Consider the following 18,605-nt stretch of genomic DNA (forward strand, 5'->3'; position numbering starts at 1 on the left):
TATCTTGTTCATACTAGATAGCAAGTCGTTCGCTGTATAAAAAGTGTAAGTTATTGCAATCTAATGTTTAGTACTAGGGCTTTCAGCTGAAAAAGGCTGGCTATTATTGTCTATACTGATATAACATTATTGATTTAATTGCCAGTTTGGCTGTTACGCTAATGAAGTAAGGTATAAATATGGCATTAAAAATTAGCCACAAGATTATCATCGGTTTTGCCATTATTTTACTACTACTATTATTTTCTAGTATTAGTTCAGTAGGCATTTTAAGTGATATTAAAATGGCCACGGCGAAAGTTGATAATTTTGCTTTACCCCTGCAAAGTTATGCGAATAATGTGCAAAAGCAATTACTTAAACAAGCCAAGCTGGAAGCGCTAATTGTCAGTCAGCCGACTGTGAGTGCCATTGAACGTATTGAACAGAACTTTGCTCAACAAAACTTACTACTCATTAACAACAGTCAGTTAATCACTAGCATGCTGGTTAACTTTCCCGCTATTGATGATTTAAGTCATTTTACTACTACTTATCATGCTTATACTCAATCCGTTGCCCTGATGTTTACTCATAAAAAAGCACAACTAAATATCAGCATACAATTAACTGAGCAGCAAAAGTCGCTCTATAATATTTTAGATGAAGCCAGTGCTATTTTGGGGGATCTATCCTTTTTAGAAGATGCCGACAATCAGCGCCAGATAGATACGATTATCGGCTCGGCTAGTCAAATAGAAGGTTACTTATATAATGTAACCAATGCGACTAAAGTAATACTGAGCATTAAGAGTATTGAGGAAGTCAGCCTGGCTCAGCAAGATATTGATTTTGGTCTAGATAATATTACTCAGTTATTAACCTTTTTAAGCCGCCTAGGTGAAGATTATGATACCGGTGGCTTGATTGAGCAATTTATTGAGCAGTTTAACCAGTCAAAGGTGATGCTGCGTAGTGATAATAATTTATTCACCTTGAAAATTTCACAGCTGCAACAGCGTGATTTATTTAATCATGCTTTTAAAAAATCAGCGCAACATATCAAGCGTGCTAGTGATGATATTGATATATTTCTGCAAATATTAACGAAAAATTTAGCACAATTGCAAGGCGATATATTTGACCATGTGGAGCAAGGCAATAGAGAAACGATAATTATTTTCCTGGTCTTGTTTGTGGTCGGTGCCGGTATTGCCGCCATTACTATTCGCACCATGATAGGGCCACTAAAAAGCATTAACAAAGTGTTAGCGCAAATAGCCAAGGGTGATCTATCGCGCCAGTTAAGGGTGCAATCAGATGATGAATATGGTGAGCTGTCAAAAAATGTTAATTTAGTTGTTGCCGATTTAACCACCTTAATTACCGATATCTCTAACTATACCCATTTACTCAACAATGCCGCCGAACAATCAAGCGAGAAAACCGCTCAGGTGACCTCTTCGTTATCATTGCAACAAGAAACCATCATGCAAGCTACTGCACAAACCAATGATTTAGAGCTGAGTGCGCAAAATATTTTGCAAAAAGCGACCAATGCCGAACAAAAAATGACTGATGCCATGGCGCAAAGTAATAAACTTGAAAATATTGCCAAACTTACCAATGAACGCATGAAAAATTTAACCAATAGGTTAGATAATACTTCAGCGGTTATGGCTATTTTACAGCAAAAATCTCTCGATATTAGCGGTATATTAGACGTTATTAAAAGTATTTCAGCACAGACAAATTTGTTGGCATTAAATGCGGCGATAGAGGCCGCAAGGGCAGGAGAGTCTGGTCGAGGTTTTGCCGTGGTTGCTGATGAAGTACGTTTATTGGCTAGTAGAACCCAGGCATCGGCCGATGAAATTCAAGTCATGATTGAGTCGTTACAAGAGCAAACAAAAACAGCAGTAGCAGATATTATTCAAGGAAAGAATGAAGCAAGTAACTGTCAAGAACATACGGTAGAGCTATTGGCAATATTGTCCTTAATCAATCAAGCGATAGAGGAAATGCATGTCATGAGCCAAGATATATCGCAGTCAGCTACCCAGCAAAATGGCTTAAGTCATGATATAAAACAGAGCATTGATGCTGTGGTTGATTTAGGCCAGCAAAGCAGTGACTTGTCGTCTTCGACCTTGGGCTATAGTAGGCAAGTTGCTGAACTAGCGACTAAGTTAGATGATGCTATTGGTACCTTCAAAGTTTCTTAGTTAAGTGCTTTTACAACAAACGATAGCAGTCATTAACTGGTAATGTCTTTTCAAGTTGACCCTTGTTTTTATTCAAAAAATGTCAGGCAACGCATTTGAACCTATTTCCCCTTCGTCTTAACGTAGTTTGATATGATTTATGCTAACTTCACGGTAAGTTACCTGTTAATAAACCTCTTAGCTGCCTAAGTGCGACAGAGCTGCTTTTAGCTTAACGTGATTAAAATAACAAGTGGAATTTAATGAATAAAATATTAGTTGTCCTATTAAGTATTTCCTTAAGTTTACCTGGTGTGCAATCGGTATTGGCGAGTACTGAAAACCAATATCAGCGTAAATTAGCTATTGATGAGAAAAATGTCACTAAACACAGCACTAAGGTCAATGGCAAAAAATTTAAATATACTGCCACCACGGGTACACAGCCGGTGTGGGATAAAGACGGCCAGCCAATTGCCAGTTTGTTTTATACCTATTATCAACGCAGTGATATAAAAGATAGCGCTACACGGCCACTGCTGATTTCATTTAATGGCGGTCCAGGCTCTGCTTCGGTTTGGATGCATGTTGCCTATACTGGCCCGAAAGTACTCAATGTCGATAATGAAGGTTACCCGCTACAACCTTATGGCGTAAAAACCAATCCTTATTCTATTTTAGATGTTGCTGATATTGTTTTTGTTAACCCAGTTAATACCGGCTATTCACGGGTATTGCCCGATAAAGACGGTAAAATGCCCAGTAAAGAACAACAAAAGAAAATGTTCTTTGGCGTCAATGCCGATGTTAAATACTTAGCTGAATGGCTTAATACCTTTGTTAGTCGCAATAACCGCTGGCGTTCACCTAAATATTTAATTGGTGAAAGTTATGGCACTACCCGTGTTGCTGGTTTGGCGAAAGAATTACAGTCGCGTCAGTGGATGTACGTTAATGGCGTGATTTTGGTTTCGCCAACGGATATTGGTATTAAACGCGATGGTCCGGTCAAAGCGGCGAATCGATTGCCTTACTTTGCCGCTGCTGCTTGGTATCACCAAGCGCTTACACCAGCGCTGCAGCAAAAACGGTTAACTGAACTACTGGTAGAAGTAGAGCAGTTTACCCTCAGTGAGTATTTACCCGCTTTAGTCAAAGGCGGTTTTATCTCAGCAAAAGAGAAACAGCACATCGCTGAGCAAGTAGCCCAGTACTCTGGTTTATCGGTGAGCGCCGTTATTAATAATAACTTAGATGTAGATAACCGTTTTTTTTGGAAAGAATTATTACGTGACAGAAAACAAACTATTGGTCGTTTAGATTCGCGTTATTTAGGCATAGATAAAAAAGTCGCTGGCGCTAGCCCTGATTATAATGCGGAATTAAGCTCTTGGTTGCACAGTTTCACTCCGGCGATTAACTATTATTTACGAGAAGAGTTACAGTATAAAACCGACATTAAATATAACATGTTTGGTGATGTTCACCCATGGGATCGTACCGGTAATAACACCGGTGAAGGATTACGTTTTGCTATGGCGCAAAACCCTTACTTACACGTGATGATTCAATCAGGTTACTTTGACGGTGCCACTAATTACTTCGATGCAAAATATACTTTATGGCAATTAGATCCCAGTGGTTTGATGAAAGACAGGTTGTCATTTAAAGGTTATGAAAGTGGCCATATGATGTATTTACGCCATGAAGATTTACGACAAGCTAATCAAGATATTCGTCAGTTTATTAAACAAAGCTTACCGGCTAAAGGGCAAGCAGCTAAGTATTAATTTACCCGTTAAAGTTCATTTAAAAAAAAGCTTACTGAGTTAATTCAGTAGGCTTTTTTTATGCCTCGTGAGGGGCGGATTAGCTTGAGGGGTTTGTCAGCACTAGGTTACATTATTTCCAAAAAAATAATAGTCCACTTTATGATATAAAAGAGCCACTATTATAATTAATAAAAGCGGATATTGATTCCTTTTTAGCCTAAATATCTGTATAATGCGCGCAAAATTATAGCCCTATTTCGTTAATCCGCTGAAGTAGCGATAAACGATAGTAACAGCGAGTAAAGCCAGTGTTAGATAAATTAAGAAATGTGGCAATTATTGCCCACGTTGACCACGGAAAAACCACTTTAGTTGATAAATTACTTGAGCAATCAGGTACTTTAGATTCACGTGGAGGCCATGACGAACGTGTTATGGATTCAAATGATATTGAAAAAGAACGTGGTATCACTATTTTAGCTAAAAATACCGCTGTTAACTGGGGCGACTACCGTATAAATATTGTTGATACTCCTGGTCATGCCGATTTTGGTGGTGAAGTAGAGCGTGTAATGTCAATGGTCGATTCTGTACTATTGATTGTTGATGCACAAGAAGGCCCTATGCCGCAAACGCGTTTTGTGACGAAGAAAGCCTTTGCTCAAGGTTTAAAACCAATTCTTGTTATCAATAAAGTTGATAAGCCAGGTTCTCGCCCTGATTGGGTTATGGATCAAGTGTTCGACTTATTTGATAAACTTGGTGCTACGGATGAACAACTAGACTTTAAAGTTGTTTACACTTCAGCAATCAATGGTTGGGCTTCTCTTGAAGAAGGTGTCATTGGTACGGATATGAGTCCTTTATTTGATACTATTATCGCAGAAGTACCTGTGCCTAATGTAGACCCTGATGGTTCTTTCCAAATGCAAATTTCACAACTTGATTATAGCTCATACTTGGGTGTAATCGGTGTTGGTCGCATTCAACGTGGTAGTGTTAAACCAAATCAACAAGTAACGGTTAAACTTGCTAACGGCGGTATACATAACGCCAAAGTTGGTAAAGTATTTGGTTACTTAGGTCTAGAACGTTATGACATGCCTGAAGGTTTTGCGGGTGATATTGTTGCTGTTACTGGTTTAGGTGAGTTGAAAATTTCGGATACGGTTTGTTGTCCGAGCGATGTTGAAGGTTTACCGCTGCTATCTATTGATGAACCGACTATCAACATGACTTTCCAAGTAAATACTTCACCATTTTGTGGTAAAGAAGGTAAGTATGTTACTTCACGTAATATTAAAGAGCGTCTAGATAAAGAATTAGTCCATAACGTAGCATTACGTGTTGAGGAACTACCAGATCCTGATAAATTTAAAGTATCAGGTCGTGGTGAGCTTCATTTAGGTATTTTAATTGAAAACATGCGTCGTGAAGGTTTTGAGCTAGCGGTATCTCGTCCTGAAGTCATTGTTCGTGAAATTGATGGCGAATTACAAGAACCCTATGAAACGGTAACTATTGATGTTGAAGAGCAACATCAGGGTGCTGTCATGGAAACAATGGGTATCCGTAAAGCTGAATTAACGGATATGGCACCTGATGGTACGGGTCGTATTCGCATGGACTTCATCATGCCAAGTCGTGGTTTAATCGGTTTCCAAACTGAATTTATGACCATGACTTCAGGCTCTGGTTTGATTTACCATACCTTCTTCGAATATGGTCCTCATAAGGGTGGTGAAATTGGCCAACGTAAAAATGGTGTAATGGTTGCTAACGCTACTGGTAAAGCACTGACTAACGCTATCTTTAACTTACAATCTCGTGGCCGTATGATGATTGGTCATGGTGTTGAAGTGTATGAAGGTCAAATTGTTGGTATTCATAGCCGTGATAACGATTTAACGGTTAACGTACTTAGAGGCAAGCAGTTAACTAACGTACGTTCTTCAGGTACTGATGAAGCACAAACCTTAACTCCAGCAATTAATATGACTTTAGAGCAAGCATTAGAGTTTATTGATAACGATGAGTTGGTTGAAGTAACACCTAAGAATATTCGTATACGTAAGAAGTTCTTAAAAGAGAATGAACGTAAACGTGATGGCAGATCAATTAAGTAATTATTGACCACCTTTAAGAAAATTAAAAAACGCCTATTACGAAAGTACTAGGCGTTTTTTTATGTACAGGATGTACGGTATGTCGCGGTGTCAGGACGACAAAGAGCGTGTATGTACAGGATGTACGGTATGTCGCGGTGTCAGGACGACAAAGAGCGTGTATGTACAGGATGTACAGTGTCATGAAGACAGACGTTACATGGATGTAACTTAGAAGACAATGCAGACGTTACATGGATGTAACTTAGAAGACAATGCAGACGGTACAGGAAGTACCTTATTAGATAATGCAGGAGCAATTATCCGGAGCAATTGTCCTGATGTCTAGAGTGAGCCAAGGGTGTACGGTATGTCGCGGTGTCCTGACGACAAGGAGCGTATATCTAAAGGTAATACAGGATGCACGGGTGTCACGAAAACAGCATGTCTAGGCAATGACTTTAAACGTCACTAATCCCTATTTAACGAGCAAACCTTCTTTTAAGCCCTTGTCATTCTTGTAAGACATCTCTGCAATTGTTGTAGTCTAATCAATCATGGGCGAGTTGTACTTTTGCTAAGTGACTGTTTGGTAGGCTTAAATAGAATCAAGTTAAGACTATATTAATATTTTGTTACTTATGCTTTAAAAATAAAGCGGCAGAGTTGTTTTTTTGTAACTACGCTTAGTGTTAATCAGCAGCAAATAAGGTACTGCTTTATTTCCCAACAAAAGGAATTGGATTATGTCCCCAGCACAATTAAAACAATTGCAAGAGCTAAGCCAAATTTTCAGTCAAGGTAAAGCTAACCCACAACAAATACAGCAACTTTCAGCTTTATTGGCGGAAATTAACCGTTATGATGACGCAGAGCCAATAACTAAAAATGAGCAGGTTAGTTTTATTGCCGCTGCTCGCTTTGGTTGATAGGATTTCCTATCAAGCAAAGCGTTATTAATGTTAGTTTTTGTAAGTAGCTGCATCTATGATTGACCATAAGTGAAATATTCCAGCAATAATTGCTGGAATCACCATCCACCAGAGGGCATAACCAACCACACAAACAATGGCAAAAATTATTGCTGCTATAAACCTGCCTTGTACTAGTTGCCCCAAGCCTGGAAAAAAGACATTACAAATAGCGGCAATGACATTGCCCGCTGAACCTTGAATTGCCATCTAATACTCCCCTGTTAATTCACTGTCTACTAGCATCATGCTAGCAAATTGATTACCTCTATCTTAATATATGGTTAACCTTGAGCAAATCAGTAAATTGTTAACAAATATGAGTTTATTTAAAGAAACAGTCATTAGTAAGTTGTGGCATAAACATAAGGGCGTTATTTTTTATTTTATTCGCCGAATTAAACGCGAACAAATACAGGTGGTCGCCGGGTATTTATCCTATGTTTGTTTAATGTCATTAGTGCCCTTGGTCGTGGTAATGTTATCGGTAATGACAGCATTTCCACTCTTTGCTGAACTGCAGCAGACTGTGGAGCAGTTTGTTTATCAAAACTTTGTCCCTGCCGCGGGAGATGTGGTGCAGCAGTATTTAACGGGTTTTGTCGCTAATGCCTCAAAAATGTCGGCTGTCGCTATCTCATTTTTGTTTGTCGCCGCACTATTACTCATTTCTACCATTGATAATACCTTTAATAAAATTTGGCGAGTCACGGATAAACGCCGGACAATAACTTCATTTGCCATGTATTGGATGGTACTCACTTTAGGGCCAATACTGGTTGGTGCTAGTATTGCGTTATCATCGTATCTAGTGTCGATAGTTGCGGTTGATGAGTATGATGTTTTAGGTTTGTTTGATGTGCTGTTACGTATATTGCCATTGCTATCTTCCATAATAGCCTTTGTTATCCTTTATATGGCGGTGCCTAATAAAGCGGTGCCATTTAAGTTTGCTTTATCGGGCGCCTTTGTTGCCGGTGTTTTATTTGAAATAGCTAAAAAAGCCTTTGCCTTATATATAACGGAATTTCCTTCTTACCAAGTGATTTATGGTGCCTTGGCCACTATCCCTATTCTGTTTTTATGGGTTTATGTTTCTTGGCTAGTGGTACTGGTGGGCGCCTTGATCACGGTATCATTACAAGAGTACCCTTTATTAAAAGAGCAAGGGTTAAAAGAACAAAAACCTAACGAAGAAAATTTACCACCTATAAATGAAGAGCAAATGAAATGATAGCTTTGTTACAGCGTGTCAGTCAGGCCAGCGTTACCGTTGATAACCACATTATTGGCCAGATTAACCAAGGTTTATTGATTTTCCTGGCGATTGAGCCTGAGGATAATGAAGTTAAGGCCAAGCGTTTAGCCGAGCGTGTTGCAGGTTATCGTATTTTTAATGATGAAAATGACAAAATGAATATAAATGTCAAACAAGTTGGCGGGGATATCTTAGTGGTCTCGCAATTTACTCTGGCGGCAGATACCAATTCAGGATTGCGACCTAGTTTTTCCACGGTAGCAAAACCTGAGTTAAGTAAAACCTTGTACCAGTATTTTGTCCATCAATTACGTCAACAAGGCTTTAAGGCACCAACGGGGGAGTTTGCTGCTGATATGAAAGTTGCCTTGGTAAATGATGGCCCGGTGACATTCACTTTAAGGCTTTAAGGCTTTAAAGCCTTAAAGCTATCTAGCATTACCGCTTTTTCTCTACTGCTCGTTTTTTAGCTAATTAAACTATCACTTTTGTATTAGTGGTGTTATAATCTCGCGCCCGTTAAGTTTGAGTGGTGGCATTTATGTCTACATTCTAAGCGCAACGGGGGGTCTTTCATAAGGCAGTGACGGGTCAATTTCTGGCCTTGAATTTTAATTTATCTTATTGTTTCTTTTGTGTTTTCACAAAATTTACAAGGAAGATAACAGTGGAGCAAAAAATCAATGATCCAAATGCAATCACAGCTGAATGTTGCTGATAACAGTGGCGCTAAGCGTGTTCAATGTATAAAGGTTCTTGGTGGCTCGCACCGTCGCTATGCACGCATTGGAGACATCATCAAAATTGCCGTCAAGGAAGCAAGTCCTCGTGGTAAAGTTAAAAAAGGTGATGTGTTAACTGCGGTAGTGGTGCGCACTAAGAAAGGTGTTCGTCGTTCAGATGGTTCTTCCATCCGTTTTGATGAAAACGCGGCTGTAATGCTAGACGCAAAATTACAGCCAATTGGTACTCGTATCTTCGGGCCTGTGACACGTGAACTTCGTAATGAAAAATTTATGAAGATCGTATCATTAGCACCTGAAGTACTATAAGGAGTCACGATAATGGCATCTAAGATTCGTCGTGATGATGAAGTAATTATACTTGCTGGTAAAGACAAGGGTAAGACTGGTAAAGTCACTAAAGTTCTTGTTGAAAACGGTAAAGTATTCGTAGAAGGTATTAACTTAATCAAGAAACACACTAAGCCTGCACCTCAGTTACAGCAGCCTGGTGGCATCATTGAAAAAGAAGCACCTTTACAAGTTTCCAACGTAGCGATTGTTAACCCAGCAACGGGTAAAGCAGATCGTGTTGGTTTTAGAATTGAAGACGGCAAAAAAGTTCGTTTTTTCAAATCTAACAACGAATTAATTTAATTGGAGTAAACGATGGCGAAACTGCATGATTTTTATAAAGATACAGTTGTAGCCGAATTGCAAAAGCAATTTGGTTATAAAAGTGTCATGCAAGTCCCTCGGATTGAAAAGATCACCCTTAACATGGGTGTTGGTGAAGCTATATCTGACAAGAAAGTGTTAGAGCACGCCACAAATGATCTTACTGCAATCTCAGGGCAAAAGCCGCTAACGACAGTTGCACGCAAATCAGTTGCGGGCTTCAAAATTCGTGAAGGCTACCCTATTGGTACAAAAGTAACTCTACGCGGCGAGCGTATGTGGGAATTTTTAGAGCGTTTTATCTCTATTTCAATTCCACGTATCCGTGACTTTCGTGGCTTAAATCCTAAGTCATTTGATGGTCGTGGTAACTACAGCATGGGCGTTCGTGAGCAAATTATCTTCCCTGAAATCGATTACGATAAAATCGATAAAATTCGCGGTTTAGATATCACTATTACTACTAGCGCGAAAGATGATGAAGAAGGACTAGCTTTACTGTCTGCCTTTAATTTCCCGTTCCAGAAGAAGGTGTAGAGTTATGGCTAAAACGTCAATGAAAGCTCGTGAAGCTAAAAGAACCAAGCTAGTAGCAAAATATGCTGAAAAGCGTGCTGCGTTAAAAGCAATCATCTCAGGTACCGATTCTTCTGATGAAGAACGCTGGGATGCTGTATTGAAACTTCAAAGTTTACCTCGTGATTCGAGCAGTAGTCGTCAACGTAACCGTTGTAGTATTACTGGACGTCCACATGGTTTCTTACGTAAATTTGGTTTAAGCCGTATTAAATTACGCGAAACCATGATGCGTGGTGAAGTTCCAGGTCTTAAGAAAGCTAGTTGGTAATTCACGGGAGTAAATGGTTATGATGACTGATCCTATCGCGGACATGTTTACACGCATCCGCAACGGTCAATCTGCAGCAAAAGTTGCAGTAGCAATGCCATCTTCTAAGTTAAAAGTTGCAATTGCCAACTTACTTAAAGATGAAGGTTATATTTCAAGTTTTTCAGTATCAACTGATGCTAAACCTCAGTTAGATGTGGTATTGAAATATTTTGAAGGTAAAGAAGTAATTGAAGTGATCAAACGTGTTTCACGTCCTGGTCTTCGTATATACAAAAGCTGTGATGAACTTCCTAAAGTTCTTGCTGGCATGGGTATTGCGATTATTTCGACTTCTAAAGGTTTGATGACGGATCGTGCCGCTCGCTCTGCGGGTATTGGCGGTGAAGTTCTTGGTTTCGTAGAGTAAGGAGAATAATATGTCTCGTGTTGCAAAAACACCTGTCGTTGTTCCTGCTGGCGTTACCATTACGTTATCAGGTCAAGACATTACAGTTAAAGGTCCAGTAGGTGAATTATCACGTACGATTCATAAGTTTGTTGCGGTTTCTCAAGAAGACAACCAAATCAAAGTTACTATCGCATGTGAACATAAACAAGCTTGGGCTCAAGCCGGTACTACCCGTGCTTTAATCAATAATATGGTTGAAGGTGTTAGTAAAGGTTATGAAAAGAAATTAGTTTTACAAGGTGTTGGTTACCGTGCCAAAGCTGCTGGTAAGTCTTTAGACTTATCTTTAGGTTTTTCACACCCAATCAAACATACTATTCCTGAAGGAATAACTTGTGAAACTCCTAGCCAAACTGAAATCACACTGAAAGGTTGTGATAAACATTTAGTTGGCCAAACCGCTGCGAACATTCGTGCATACCGTAAACCTGAGCCTTATAAAGGTAAAGGTATTCGTTATCTTAACGAAAATGTTCGTCGTAAAGAAGCTAAGAAGAAGTAGGGTAACACTATGGATAAGAAAACATCTCGTTTGCGCCGCGCTAGACGCGCTCGTGCAAAAATTAGCGAGTTGGGTGCGAATCGTTTAGTTATATTCCGTACTCCTCGTCACATTTACGCTCAATTGATCGCACCAACTGGTTCTGAAGTAATCGCATCTGCGTCTACTTTAGACAAAGAAGTTGCTGCTCAAATTGAAAAAACTGGTAATGTTGCCGCAGCAACTGCAGTAGGTAAAGCTCTCGCTGAACGTGCTGTAGCAAAAGGTATCTCTAAGATAGCTTTTGATCGCTCTGGTTTCCTTTATCATGGTCGCGTGAAAGCGTTAGCAGAAGCAGCTCGTGAAGCTGGTCTTCAGTTCTAGGGGGTTATAATGGCTAATCATAAGCAAGAAAACTCACAACAAAGTGATATGGCTGAAAAGCTAATCGCAGTTAACCGCGTTTCAAAAGTGGTTAAAGGTGGTCGTATTTTCAGTTTCACCGCACTAACAGTAGTTGGTGATGGCAATGGGCGTGTTGGTTTTGGTTACGGTAAAGCACGTGAAGTGCCTGCTGCAATCCAAAAAGCAATGGAAAAAGCGCACCGTAATATAGTAACGATTGACTTGAAGGGTACTACTCTTCAGCATGTTATTACTGGCAAGCATTCTGGTTCTAAAGTTTTCATGAAACCAGCCTCTGACGGTACAGGTATCATCGCCGGTGGCGCGATGCGTGCAGTACTTGAAGTTGCAGGCGTTCAGAACGTATTGTCAAAAGCATACGGTTCTACTAACCCAATCAACGTAGTTCGCGCTACTGTTTCAGCTTTAGTGAATATGCATTCACCAAAAGATATGGCAGCTAAACGTGGCAAAAGCGTTAAAGAAATTTTGGGGTAATTGAGCATGTCTAAAACAGTTAAAGTAACTCAAATAAAAAGTTCTATCGGTCGTTTACCGAAACATAGAGCTACATTAAAAGGCCTTGGTCTACGTCGTATCAATCATACAGTTGAGTTAGAAGACACTCCATCTGTACGTGGTATGATCAACAAGGTTTACTACATGGTTAAGGTGGAGGATTAATTATGCATTTAAATACTTTATCCCCTGCACCGGGATCTCACAAAGCTAAAAAGCGCTGTGGTCGTGGTATTGGTTCAGGCATCGGTAAAACTGGTGGTCGTGGTCATAAAGGTCAGAAGTCTCGTTCTGGCGGTAGTGTCCGTCCAGGTTTTGAAGGTGGTCAAATGCCATTGAAACAACGTTTACCTAAATTTGGTTTTACTTCACGTAAATCTTTAGTTCGCGCTGAAATTCGTTTACATGAATTAAACCTTGTTAAAGCTGATGTTGTTGATATTCATGCACTTAAAGACGCTGGTTTAATTACACGTAATATCATAGCTGTTAAGGTTATGTTATCTGGCGAAATTACTCGTCCAATTACTTTACGTGGCATTGCAGTAACTAAAGGCGCACAAGCAGCTATTGAAGCTGCTGGTGGCAAAATCGAGGAATAGTACATTATGGCTACACCAGGAATGGCTTCTCAAAAAGGAAGTAAAGGCGCAGGCGGTTTGTCTGAGCTAAAACAAAGATTATGGTTCGTATTCGTGGCATTAGTAGTGCTTCGTTTAGGGTCTTTTGTGCCAATCCCTGGTATTGACGCCGCTGTATTAGCTCAGTTATTTGATCAACAAAAGGGCACTATCGTAGAAATGTTTAACATGTTCTCCGGTGGTGCACTTGAGCGAGCCTCAGTATTGGCACTTGGAATTATGCCGTACATTTCAGCTTCTATTATTATGCAATTGCTTACGGTTATGCACCCGGCAATGGCAGAATTGAAAAAAGAAGGTGAAGCTGGACGACGTAAAATCAGTCAATACACACGCTACGGCACTTTAGTGCTAGCAACAGTTCAAGCGATAGCGATTTCCAGAAGTTTACCGGATATGATGCAAGGCCTAGTAATTAATGCTGGTTTTAGTTTCTATTTCACCGCAGTGGTTAGTTTGGTTACTGGTACCATGTTTTTAATGTGGTTAGGTGAGCAAATTACTGAACGTGGTATCGGTAATGGTATTTCGATTATTATTTTCGCGGGTATTGTTGCTGGTATGCCTTCAGCTCTAGGTCAATTAGCTGAATCGGCGCGTCAAGGTGAATTGCACTTATTAGTATTATTGCTAATTGGCGTTGTGGTATTTGCAGTAACTTTCTTAGTAGTATTTGTTGAACGTGGTCAACGACGTATTGTTGTTAACTACGCTAAGCGCCAACAAGGCCGTAAGGTTTTTGCCGCGCAAAGCACTCATTTACCGTTGAAAGTGAATATGGCGGGTGTAATCCCACCAATCTTTGCCTCAAGTATTATCTTGTTCCCTGGCACGCTTGCGAGCTGGTTTGGACAAGGAGATGGCCCGGTAGCTGATTTCTTACAAGGTGTTTCTCAGGCGATGTCGCCAGGGCAACCTTTATATGTTTTCATGTTAGCAGCAGCAATAATATTCTTCTGTTTCTTTTACACGGCATTGGTTTTCAATCCGCGTGAAACAGCAGATAACTTGAAAAAGTCAGGTGCGTTCATTCCAGGGATTCGTCCAGGTGAACAAACATCCAAATATATTGATAAAGTGATGACTCGTTTAACCCTATGTGGTGCGGCGTATATTACCTTTGTCTGTTTGGTTCCACAGTTTATGATCATGGCGTGGGACGTACAGTTCTACTTCGGCGGTACATCGTTATTGATTATCGTGGTTGTGATTATGGACTTTATGGCACAAGTACAAACGCATTTGATGTCTCATCAATATGACAATGTACTTAAAAAAGCAAACTTGAAAGGCTATAGTCGTTAGACTGAGCTTGATAAGTTAACGGAGTATAAAATGAAAGTACGTGCATCCGTAAAAAAGATTTGTCGTAATTGTAAAGTGGTAAAACGTAAAGGCGTAATTCGCGTTCTTTGTATTGAACCTAAGCACAAGCAAAGACAAGGTTAATATCGTCTGATATTAACTCAAATCTTTTAGAACTGGCATTATGCGGAGGATTCTGTATAATGCCGTTTCGATTTACAGTAAAAAGAGAATGGTTGGGTATCCTAACGGGCTTTCCAACCAACGTAATTTTAATTATTTATAGGAGATGTGTTAGTGGCCCGTATCGCTGGCATTAACATCCCTGATCGTAAGCATGCAGTAATCGCCATTACTGCGATTTACGGTATCGGAGCTACACGTGCGAAAGCAATCTGTGCAGCAACTGGTATCGCTGAATCAACGAAGATCAGTGAATTAGACGAAGCAAAAATTGATTTGCTTCGCGCTGAAGTGGACAAATTTACCGTAGAAGGTGATTTGCGCCGTGAAGTTTCAATGAACATTAAACGTCTTATGGATTTAGGTTGTTACCGTGGCATCCGTCACCGTCGTAGTCTTCCTCTACGTGGTCAACGCACTAAAACAAATGCGCGCACCCGTAAAGGTCCTCGTAAGCCAATTAGGAAGTAAGAGGAACTAGACAATGGCAAAAACACCAGTTCGTTCGCGTAAACGCGTAAAAAAACAAGTTGTCGATGGCATGGCTCATATCCACGCCTCTTTTAACAACACAATCGTGACTCTTACAGACCGCCAAGGTAATGCTTTATCTTGGGCGACTGCAGGTGGTTCAGGTTTCCGTGGTTCACGTAAATCTACTCCGTTTGCTGCACAAGTTGCTGCAGACCGCGCAGGCGCTGCTGCAAAAGAGTTTGGCTTGAAGAATATTGAAGTTTTCGTTAAAGGTCCAGGTCCAGGTCGTGAATCTGCTATCCGTGCCCTAAATGCTGCTGGTTTTAAAATCACCAACATTACTGACGTTACACCAATTCCTCATAATGGTTGTCGTCCTCCTAAGAAACGTCGCGTTTAATCGCATTTTTTAGGATAGTTGGAGAAAGAAAATGGCTAGATATTTAGGTCCTAAGTTAAAACTTTGTCGCCGCGAGGGAACAGATTTGTTCCTTAAAAGTGGTGTTAGAGCAATTGACACTAAATGTAAAATCGAAACAATACCAGGTCAACATGGCGCCCGTCGCGGTCGTTTGTCTGACTACGGTGTTCAACTTCGTGAAAAACAAAAAGTTCGTCGTATTTATGGCGTACTAGAAAAACAATTCAGTAATTACTACAAAGAAGCAGCACGTCAAAAAGGTAACACAGGTGAAAACTTGTTACAGCTTTTAGAAACGCGTTTAGATAACGTAGTTTACCGTATGGGTTATGCCAGCACTCGTGCTGAAGCTCGTCAATTAGTTAGCCATAAGGCTATCGTGGTAAACGGCGGAGTAGTTAATATTCCATCTTTCACTGTTAAAGCTGAAGATACTGTTTCTGTTCGTGAGAAGTCTAAAACTCAAGCGCGTATTATCGCTGCTTTAGAATTAGCTGATCAACGTGAGAAGCCACTTTGGGTTGAAGTAGATACTAAGAAGCTTGAAGGCATTTTTAAACGTCTTCCAGATCGTTCTGATTTGTCTGCCGAAATTAATGAACAGTTGATTGTTGAACTTTACTCTAAATAGTAAAGTTGCACTTTAAGAGAGGACATATATGCAGGGTTCTGTAACCGAATTCCTTAGACCACGTATGGTTGGTATCGAACATATCAACCCTCGTCGCGCTAAAGTAACTTTAGAGCCACTAGAACGTGGTTTTGGTCACACTTTAGGTAATGCGTTACGCCGCATTCTTTTATCTTCAATGCCGGGTTGTGCCGTAACTGAAGTTGAGATTGATGGTGTATTACATGAGTACAGTAGTAAAGAAGGTGTTCAAGAGGACATCATCGAAATATTGTTAAATCTTAAAGGGCTAGCAATAATATTAGAAGGCAAAAATGAAGCCGTTCTAACGTTAACTAAGTCTGGTGAAGGCCCTGTAACGGCAGCTGATATTCAACATGATGGTGACGTAACTATTACTAACCCAGAACATGTTATCTGCACCTTAACAAGTGAAGGTTCTATCAGCATGCGCATTAAAATTGAAATGGGTCGTGGTTACGTACCTGCTTCAGTTCGTCGTGATGCCGAGGAAGAAGATCGTGCTATTGGTCGTTTGTTGGTAGATGCCTCATTCAGCCCAGTAGTAAGAATTGCTTATGATGTTGAGTCTGCACGTGTTGAACAACGTACAGATTTAGACAAATTAATTATAGACATGGAAACCAATGGTACATTGGATCCGGAAGAAGCTATCCGTCGTGCTTCAACAATTCTTGCTGAACAGCTTGATGCGTTTGTAGAACTTCGTGATATTAAAGAAGTAGAACAAGTGGAAGAAAAACCATTGTTCGACCCAATTTTGCTTCGTCCTGTTGATGATCTAGAATTAACTGTTCGTTCAGCTAACTGTTTAAAAGCAGAAGCAATTCAATACATTGGTGATTTAGTACAACGTGCTGAAGTTGAGCTTCTTAAAACGCCTAATTTAGGTAAGAAGTCTCTAACTGAAATCAAAGACGTGTTAGCGTCTCGTGGTTTGTCTCTAGGCATGCGCCTAGAAAACTGGCCGCCAGAAAGCATTGTTGACAACGACTAGTTCGATCATCGTTTTTTTATTAATAGTTTGAGAGAAGGATTAACTTATGCGTCATCGTCAAAGCGGTCGCCAGTTAAACCGTAATAGCAGTCATCGTAAAGCGATGTTCCGCAATATGGCAAGCTCTTTAGTTAAGCACGGTATTATTAAAACCACCGTTGCTAAAGCTAAAGAACTACGTATGGTTGTAGAGCCACTGATTACATTGGCTAAAACCGACAGTGTTGCAAATCGCCGTTTAGCGTTTGCTCGTACACAAGATAAAGAAGTAGTAGGTATTTTATTCAACGAACTTGGTGCTCGTTACCAAGATCGTCCAGGTGGTTACACTCGCATTTTAAAATGTGGTTTCCGTACTGGTGATAAAGCGCCTATGGCTTATATTGAATTAGTAGACCGCCCAGTAGTAGAAGATGCTCCTGAAGTAGTTGAAGAATCAGCAGAAGCATAATTTAGTTTACTAAATTATACTTATAAAAACGGAGCTTAGGCTCCGTTTTTTATTGCCTAAAAATGACTTGTAGTGATATAACTACAGCTCAGTTAGTGAAGCTTGTTACTTTGCTACTTGACCTAAACGTCATTTCACCGTATAAAATATCTATAGTACATTAGTTTATTTTTGAGCCCTTATGTCGTCACGAAACCCAATAATTGCCGTTACTGGCTCATCAGGAGCAGGCACTTCAACTAGTACCGCTTCTTTTGAACATATTTTTAGAACACTTGGCATTACCTCGGTAAATGTTGAGGGTGATAGCTTTCATCGTTTCTCCCGTCAAGAAATGGATCTGGAAAAGAGAAAAGCTAAAGAATCAGGCACTAATATTAGTTATTTTGGTGATTTGGCTAATGATTTTAGTGCGTTGCAAAAGTTATTTCGTGACTATGGTGAAACCGGTAAGGGTCAAATTAGACGTTACCTGCATAGTTTCGATGAGGCGGTACCCTTTAACCAAATGCCAGGCACTTTTACCCCATGGCAAGAGCTTGGAGACGGTACGGATTTATTATACTACGAGGGTCTTCATGGCGGTGTGGTCACTAAAGATAATGACGTAGCCAAACATGTCGATTTACTCATTGGTATGGTACCTATTGTTAATTTAGAGTGGATTCAAAAGATCATTCGCGATACCAATCAACGTGGTCACAGTAGAGAAGCGGTCACTGCTAGCATAGTGCGCAGTATGGATGATTATATCTCCTTTATCACGCCACAGTTTTCCCGTACACATATTAACTTTCAGCGCGTGCCTACGGTTGATACCTCCAATCCATTTAGTGCCAAGGCAATCCCAAGTTTGGATGAAAGTTTTGTTGTTATCCGCTTTCGAGAAGTAAAGAATGTTGATTTTCAGTATTATCTTCGTATGATTGATGGCTCATTTATGTCGCGTATTAACACTCTGGTCGTTCCTGGGGGCAAAATGGGTCTGGCCATGGAGTTGATTTTAACGCCGCTCATAGAAGGTTTGATAGAAAGAAAAACTCAAGCGAATAAACAACTTGATTGGATGAGCGACTTATAAAGCTCTTT

General features: G+C 40.1%; 25 protein-coding genes. 24 read left to right on the forward strand and 1 reads right to left on the reverse strand.

Annotated elements, in window-relative coordinates; genetic code table 11:
• Positions 1 to 179 precede the first annotated feature (179 nt).
• The 4 genes from CMT41_RS02330 to CMT41_RS02345 all read left to right on the forward strand — a co-directional run bounded on the left by CMT41_RS02330 (position 180) and on the right by CMT41_RS02345 (position 6,989).
• Positions 180 to 2,204 (forward strand): methyl-accepting chemotaxis protein, encoded by a 2,025-nt coding sequence (locus CMT41_RS02330; protein WP_058026236.1) that lies wholly within the window; start codon positions 180 to 182, stop codon positions 2,202 to 2,204.
• A gap of 242 nt (positions 2,205 to 2,446) precedes the next feature.
• Positions 2,447 to 3,973 carry a S10 family peptidase gene (locus CMT41_RS02335; protein ID WP_058026237.1) on the forward strand — a complete coding sequence of 509 codons (1,527 nt, stop codon included), beginning with the start codon at positions 2,447 to 2,449 and terminating at the stop codon, positions 3,971 to 3,973.
• A 290-nt stretch (positions 3,974 to 4,263) separates the two neighbouring features.
• Positions 4,264 to 6,081, forward strand: a complete 1,818-nt coding sequence (gene typA / locus CMT41_RS02340; RefSeq protein WP_058026238.1) for a translational GTPase TypA — start codon at positions 4,264 to 4,266, stop codon at positions 6,079 to 6,081.
• A gap of 725 nt (positions 6,082 to 6,806) precedes the next feature.
• Positions 6,807 to 6,989, forward strand: coding sequence for a hypothetical protein (locus tag CMT41_RS02345; RefSeq protein WP_058026239.1), 183 nt, complete (start codon positions 6,807 to 6,809; stop codon positions 6,987 to 6,989).
• A 33-nt stretch (positions 6,990 to 7,022) separates the two neighbouring features.
• Here CMT41_RS02345 and CMT41_RS02350 read toward each other — a convergent pair whose 3' ends face one another.
• A complete protein-coding gene (locus tag CMT41_RS02350) occupies positions 7,023 to 7,241 on the reverse strand; it encodes a hypothetical protein (protein ID WP_057179565.1) in 219 nt (72 codons plus the stop codon).
• A 109-nt stretch (positions 7,242 to 7,350) separates the two neighbouring features.
• Here CMT41_RS02350 and CMT41_RS02355 point away from each other — a divergent pair, with 109 nt between their 5' ends.
• From CMT41_RS02355 to CMT41_RS02445, 20 genes are all read left to right on the forward strand, one after another.
• Positions 7,351 to 8,265, forward strand: coding sequence for a virulence factor BrkB family protein (locus CMT41_RS02355; RefSeq protein WP_082606402.1), 915 nt, complete (start codon positions 7,351 to 7,353; stop codon positions 8,263 to 8,265).
• Complete coding sequence (gene dtd / locus CMT41_RS02360; protein ID WP_057179566.1) at positions 8,262 to 8,699, forward strand: D-aminoacyl-tRNA deacylase; 438 nt, start codon at positions 8,262 to 8,264, stop codon at positions 8,697 to 8,699. Before CMT41_RS02355 ends, dtd begins: the two co-directional genes overlap by 4 nt.
• Before the next feature lie 273 nt (positions 8,700 to 8,972).
• Positions 8,973 to 9,341 carry a 50S ribosomal protein L14 gene (rplN, locus tag CMT41_RS02365; RefSeq protein WP_057179567.1) on the forward strand — a complete coding sequence of 123 codons (369 nt, stop codon included), beginning with the start codon at positions 8,973 to 8,975 and terminating at the stop codon, positions 9,339 to 9,341.
• 12 nt (positions 9,342 to 9,353) lie between these two features.
• Positions 9,354 to 9,668 carry a 50S ribosomal protein L24 gene (gene rplX, locus CMT41_RS02370; RefSeq protein ID WP_057179568.1) on the forward strand — a complete coding sequence of 105 codons (315 nt, stop codon included), beginning with the start codon at positions 9,354 to 9,356 and terminating at the stop codon, positions 9,666 to 9,668.
• 12 nt (positions 9,669 to 9,680) lie between these two features.
• Positions 9,681 to 10,226, forward strand: coding sequence for a 50S ribosomal protein L5 (gene rplE / locus CMT41_RS02375; RefSeq protein WP_057179569.1), 546 nt, complete (start codon positions 9,681 to 9,683; stop codon positions 10,224 to 10,226).
• A gap of 4 nt (positions 10,227 to 10,230) precedes the next feature.
• A complete protein-coding gene (rpsN, locus tag CMT41_RS02380) occupies positions 10,231 to 10,536 on the forward strand; it encodes a 30S ribosomal protein S14 (RefSeq protein WP_057179570.1) in 306 nt (101 codons plus the stop codon).
• 19 nt (positions 10,537 to 10,555) lie between these two features.
• The gene (gene rpsH, locus CMT41_RS02385; RefSeq protein WP_088568923.1) at positions 10,556 to 10,945 is read left to right on the forward strand and encodes a 30S ribosomal protein S8; all 390 of its coding nucleotides are present in this window, start codon (positions 10,556 to 10,558) and stop codon (positions 10,943 to 10,945) included.
• 10 nt (positions 10,946 to 10,955) lie between these two features.
• The gene (rplF, locus tag CMT41_RS02390) at positions 10,956 to 11,489 is read left to right on the forward strand and encodes a 50S ribosomal protein L6 (RefSeq protein WP_057179572.1); all 534 of its coding nucleotides are present in this window, start codon (positions 10,956 to 10,958) and stop codon (positions 11,487 to 11,489) included.
• Between the two features lie 9 nt (positions 11,490 to 11,498).
• A complete protein-coding gene (gene rplR / locus CMT41_RS02395) occupies positions 11,499 to 11,852 on the forward strand; it encodes a 50S ribosomal protein L18 (RefSeq protein WP_057179573.1) in 354 nt (117 codons plus the stop codon).
• A gap of 9 nt (positions 11,853 to 11,861) precedes the next feature.
• Positions 11,862 to 12,371 carry a 30S ribosomal protein S5 gene (rpsE, locus tag CMT41_RS02400; protein WP_019026709.1) on the forward strand — a complete coding sequence of 170 codons (510 nt, stop codon included), beginning with the start codon at positions 11,862 to 11,864 and terminating at the stop codon, positions 12,369 to 12,371.
• A gap of 6 nt (positions 12,372 to 12,377) precedes the next feature.
• Positions 12,378 to 12,557 carry a 50S ribosomal protein L30 gene (gene rpmD, locus CMT41_RS02405; protein ID WP_058026240.1) on the forward strand — a complete coding sequence of 60 codons (180 nt, stop codon included), beginning with the start codon at positions 12,378 to 12,380 and terminating at the stop codon, positions 12,555 to 12,557.
• 2 nt (positions 12,558 to 12,559) lie between these two features.
• Entirely contained in the window at positions 12,560 to 12,994 is a 435-nt protein-coding gene (rplO, locus tag CMT41_RS02410; RefSeq protein ID WP_058026241.1) for a 50S ribosomal protein L15, read from the forward strand.
• 6 nt (positions 12,995 to 13,000) lie between these two features.
• A complete protein-coding gene (gene secY, locus CMT41_RS02415; protein WP_057179576.1) occupies positions 13,001 to 14,338 on the forward strand; it encodes a preprotein translocase subunit SecY in 1,338 nt (445 codons plus the stop codon).
• Positions 14,339 to 14,368: 30 nt separating this feature from the next.
• Entirely contained in the window at positions 14,369 to 14,482 is a 114-nt protein-coding gene (gene rpmJ / locus CMT41_RS18460; protein ID WP_081967783.1) for a 50S ribosomal protein L36, read from the forward strand.
• Positions 14,483 to 14,635: 153 nt separating this feature from the next.
• Entirely contained in the window at positions 14,636 to 14,992 is a 357-nt protein-coding gene (rpsM, locus tag CMT41_RS02420; RefSeq protein ID WP_057179577.1) for a 30S ribosomal protein S13, read from the forward strand.
• Positions 14,993 to 15,005: 13 nt separating this feature from the next.
• A complete protein-coding gene (gene rpsK, locus CMT41_RS02425; protein WP_057179578.1) occupies positions 15,006 to 15,395 on the forward strand; it encodes a 30S ribosomal protein S11 in 390 nt (129 codons plus the stop codon).
• A 31-nt stretch (positions 15,396 to 15,426) separates the two neighbouring features.
• Positions 15,427 to 16,047 (forward strand): 30S ribosomal protein S4, encoded by a 621-nt coding sequence (gene rpsD / locus CMT41_RS02430; RefSeq protein WP_057179579.1) that lies wholly within the window; start codon positions 15,427 to 15,429, stop codon positions 16,045 to 16,047.
• A gap of 28 nt (positions 16,048 to 16,075) precedes the next feature.
• Complete coding sequence (locus CMT41_RS02435) at positions 16,076 to 17,065, forward strand: DNA-directed RNA polymerase subunit alpha (RefSeq protein WP_057179580.1); 990 nt, start codon at positions 16,076 to 16,078, stop codon at positions 17,063 to 17,065.
• 46 nt (positions 17,066 to 17,111) lie between these two features.
• Complete coding sequence (rplQ, locus tag CMT41_RS02440; protein WP_057179581.1) at positions 17,112 to 17,516, forward strand: 50S ribosomal protein L17; 405 nt, start codon at positions 17,112 to 17,114, stop codon at positions 17,514 to 17,516.
• A gap of 181 nt (positions 17,517 to 17,697) precedes the next feature.
• Entirely contained in the window at positions 17,698 to 18,597 is a 900-nt protein-coding gene (locus CMT41_RS02445) for a phosphoribulokinase (protein ID WP_057179582.1), read from the forward strand.
• Positions 18,598 to 18,605 lie beyond the last annotated feature (8 nt).

It is taken from the genome of Colwellia sp. MT41 (genome assembly GCF_001444365.1).
Taxonomy (GTDB): domain Bacteria; phylum Pseudomonadota; class Gammaproteobacteria; order Enterobacterales; family Alteromonadaceae; genus Colwellia; species Colwellia marinimaniae.

Excerpts from the sequence above, each read along its gene's own strand:
- rplO (WP_058026241.1), top strand. The coding sequence starts at position 12,560 with ATGCATTTAAATACTTTATCCCCTGCACCGGGATCTCACAAAGCTAAA.
- CMT41_RS02355 (WP_082606402.1), top strand. The coding sequence starts at position 7,351 with ATGAGTTTATTTAAAGAAACAGTCATTAGTAAGTTGTGGCATAAACAT.
- CMT41_RS02435 (WP_057179580.1), top strand. The coding sequence starts at position 16,076 with ATGCAGGGTTCTGTAACCGAATTCCTTAGACCACGTATGGTTGGTATC.
- rpsE (WP_019026709.1), top strand. The coding sequence starts at position 11,862 with ATGGCTAATCATAAGCAAGAAAACTCACAACAAAGTGATATGGCTGAA.
- CMT41_RS02445 (WP_057179582.1), top strand. The coding sequence starts at position 17,698 with ATGTCGTCACGAAACCCAATAATTGCCGTTACTGGCTCATCAGGAGCA.
- rpsK (WP_057179578.1), top strand. The coding sequence starts at position 15,006 with ATGGCAAAAACACCAGTTCGTTCGCGTAAACGCGTAAAAAAACAAGTT.
- CMT41_RS02330 (WP_058026236.1), top strand. The coding sequence starts at position 180 with ATGGCATTAAAAATTAGCCACAAGATTATCATCGGTTTTGCCATTATT.
- CMT41_RS02335 (WP_058026237.1), top strand. The coding sequence starts at position 2,447 with ATGAATAAAATATTAGTTGTCCTATTAAGTATTTCCTTAAGTTTACCT.
- rplN (WP_057179567.1), top strand. The coding sequence starts at position 8,973 with ATGATCCAAATGCAATCACAGCTGAATGTTGCTGATAACAGTGGCGCT.
- CMT41_RS02345 (WP_058026239.1), top strand. The coding sequence starts at position 6,807 with ATGTCCCCAGCACAATTAAAACAATTGCAAGAGCTAAGCCAAATTTTC.
- rpmD (WP_058026240.1), top strand. The coding sequence starts at position 12,378 with ATGTCTAAAACAGTTAAAGTAACTCAAATAAAAAGTTCTATCGGTCGT.
- rpsN (WP_057179570.1), top strand. The coding sequence starts at position 10,231 with ATGGCTAAAACGTCAATGAAAGCTCGTGAAGCTAAAAGAACCAAGCTA.
- secY (WP_057179576.1), top strand. The coding sequence starts at position 13,001 with ATGGCTACACCAGGAATGGCTTCTCAAAAAGGAAGTAAAGGCGCAGGC.
- rpmJ (WP_081967783.1), top strand. The coding sequence starts at position 14,369 with ATGAAAGTACGTGCATCCGTAAAAAAGATTTGTCGTAATTGTAAAGTG.
- rplX (WP_057179568.1), top strand. The coding sequence starts at position 9,354 with ATGGCATCTAAGATTCGTCGTGATGATGAAGTAATTATACTTGCTGGT.
- rpsH (WP_088568923.1), top strand. The coding sequence starts at position 10,556 with ATGATGACTGATCCTATCGCGGACATGTTTACACGCATCCGCAACGGT.
- rplE (WP_057179569.1), top strand. The coding sequence starts at position 9,681 with ATGGCGAAACTGCATGATTTTTATAAAGATACAGTTGTAGCCGAATTG.
- rplQ (WP_057179581.1), top strand. The coding sequence starts at position 17,112 with ATGCGTCATCGTCAAAGCGGTCGCCAGTTAAACCGTAATAGCAGTCAT.
- dtd (WP_057179566.1), top strand. The coding sequence starts at position 8,262 with ATGATAGCTTTGTTACAGCGTGTCAGTCAGGCCAGCGTTACCGTTGAT.
- rplF (WP_057179572.1), top strand. The coding sequence starts at position 10,956 with ATGTCTCGTGTTGCAAAAACACCTGTCGTTGTTCCTGCTGGCGTTACC.
- rpsD (WP_057179579.1), top strand. The coding sequence starts at position 15,427 with ATGGCTAGATATTTAGGTCCTAAGTTAAAACTTTGTCGCCGCGAGGGA.
- rplR (WP_057179573.1), top strand. The coding sequence starts at position 11,499 with ATGGATAAGAAAACATCTCGTTTGCGCCGCGCTAGACGCGCTCGTGCA.
- CMT41_RS02350 (WP_057179565.1), bottom strand. The coding sequence starts at position 7,241 with ATGGCAATTCAAGGTTCAGCGGGCAATGTCATTGCCGCTATTTGTAAT.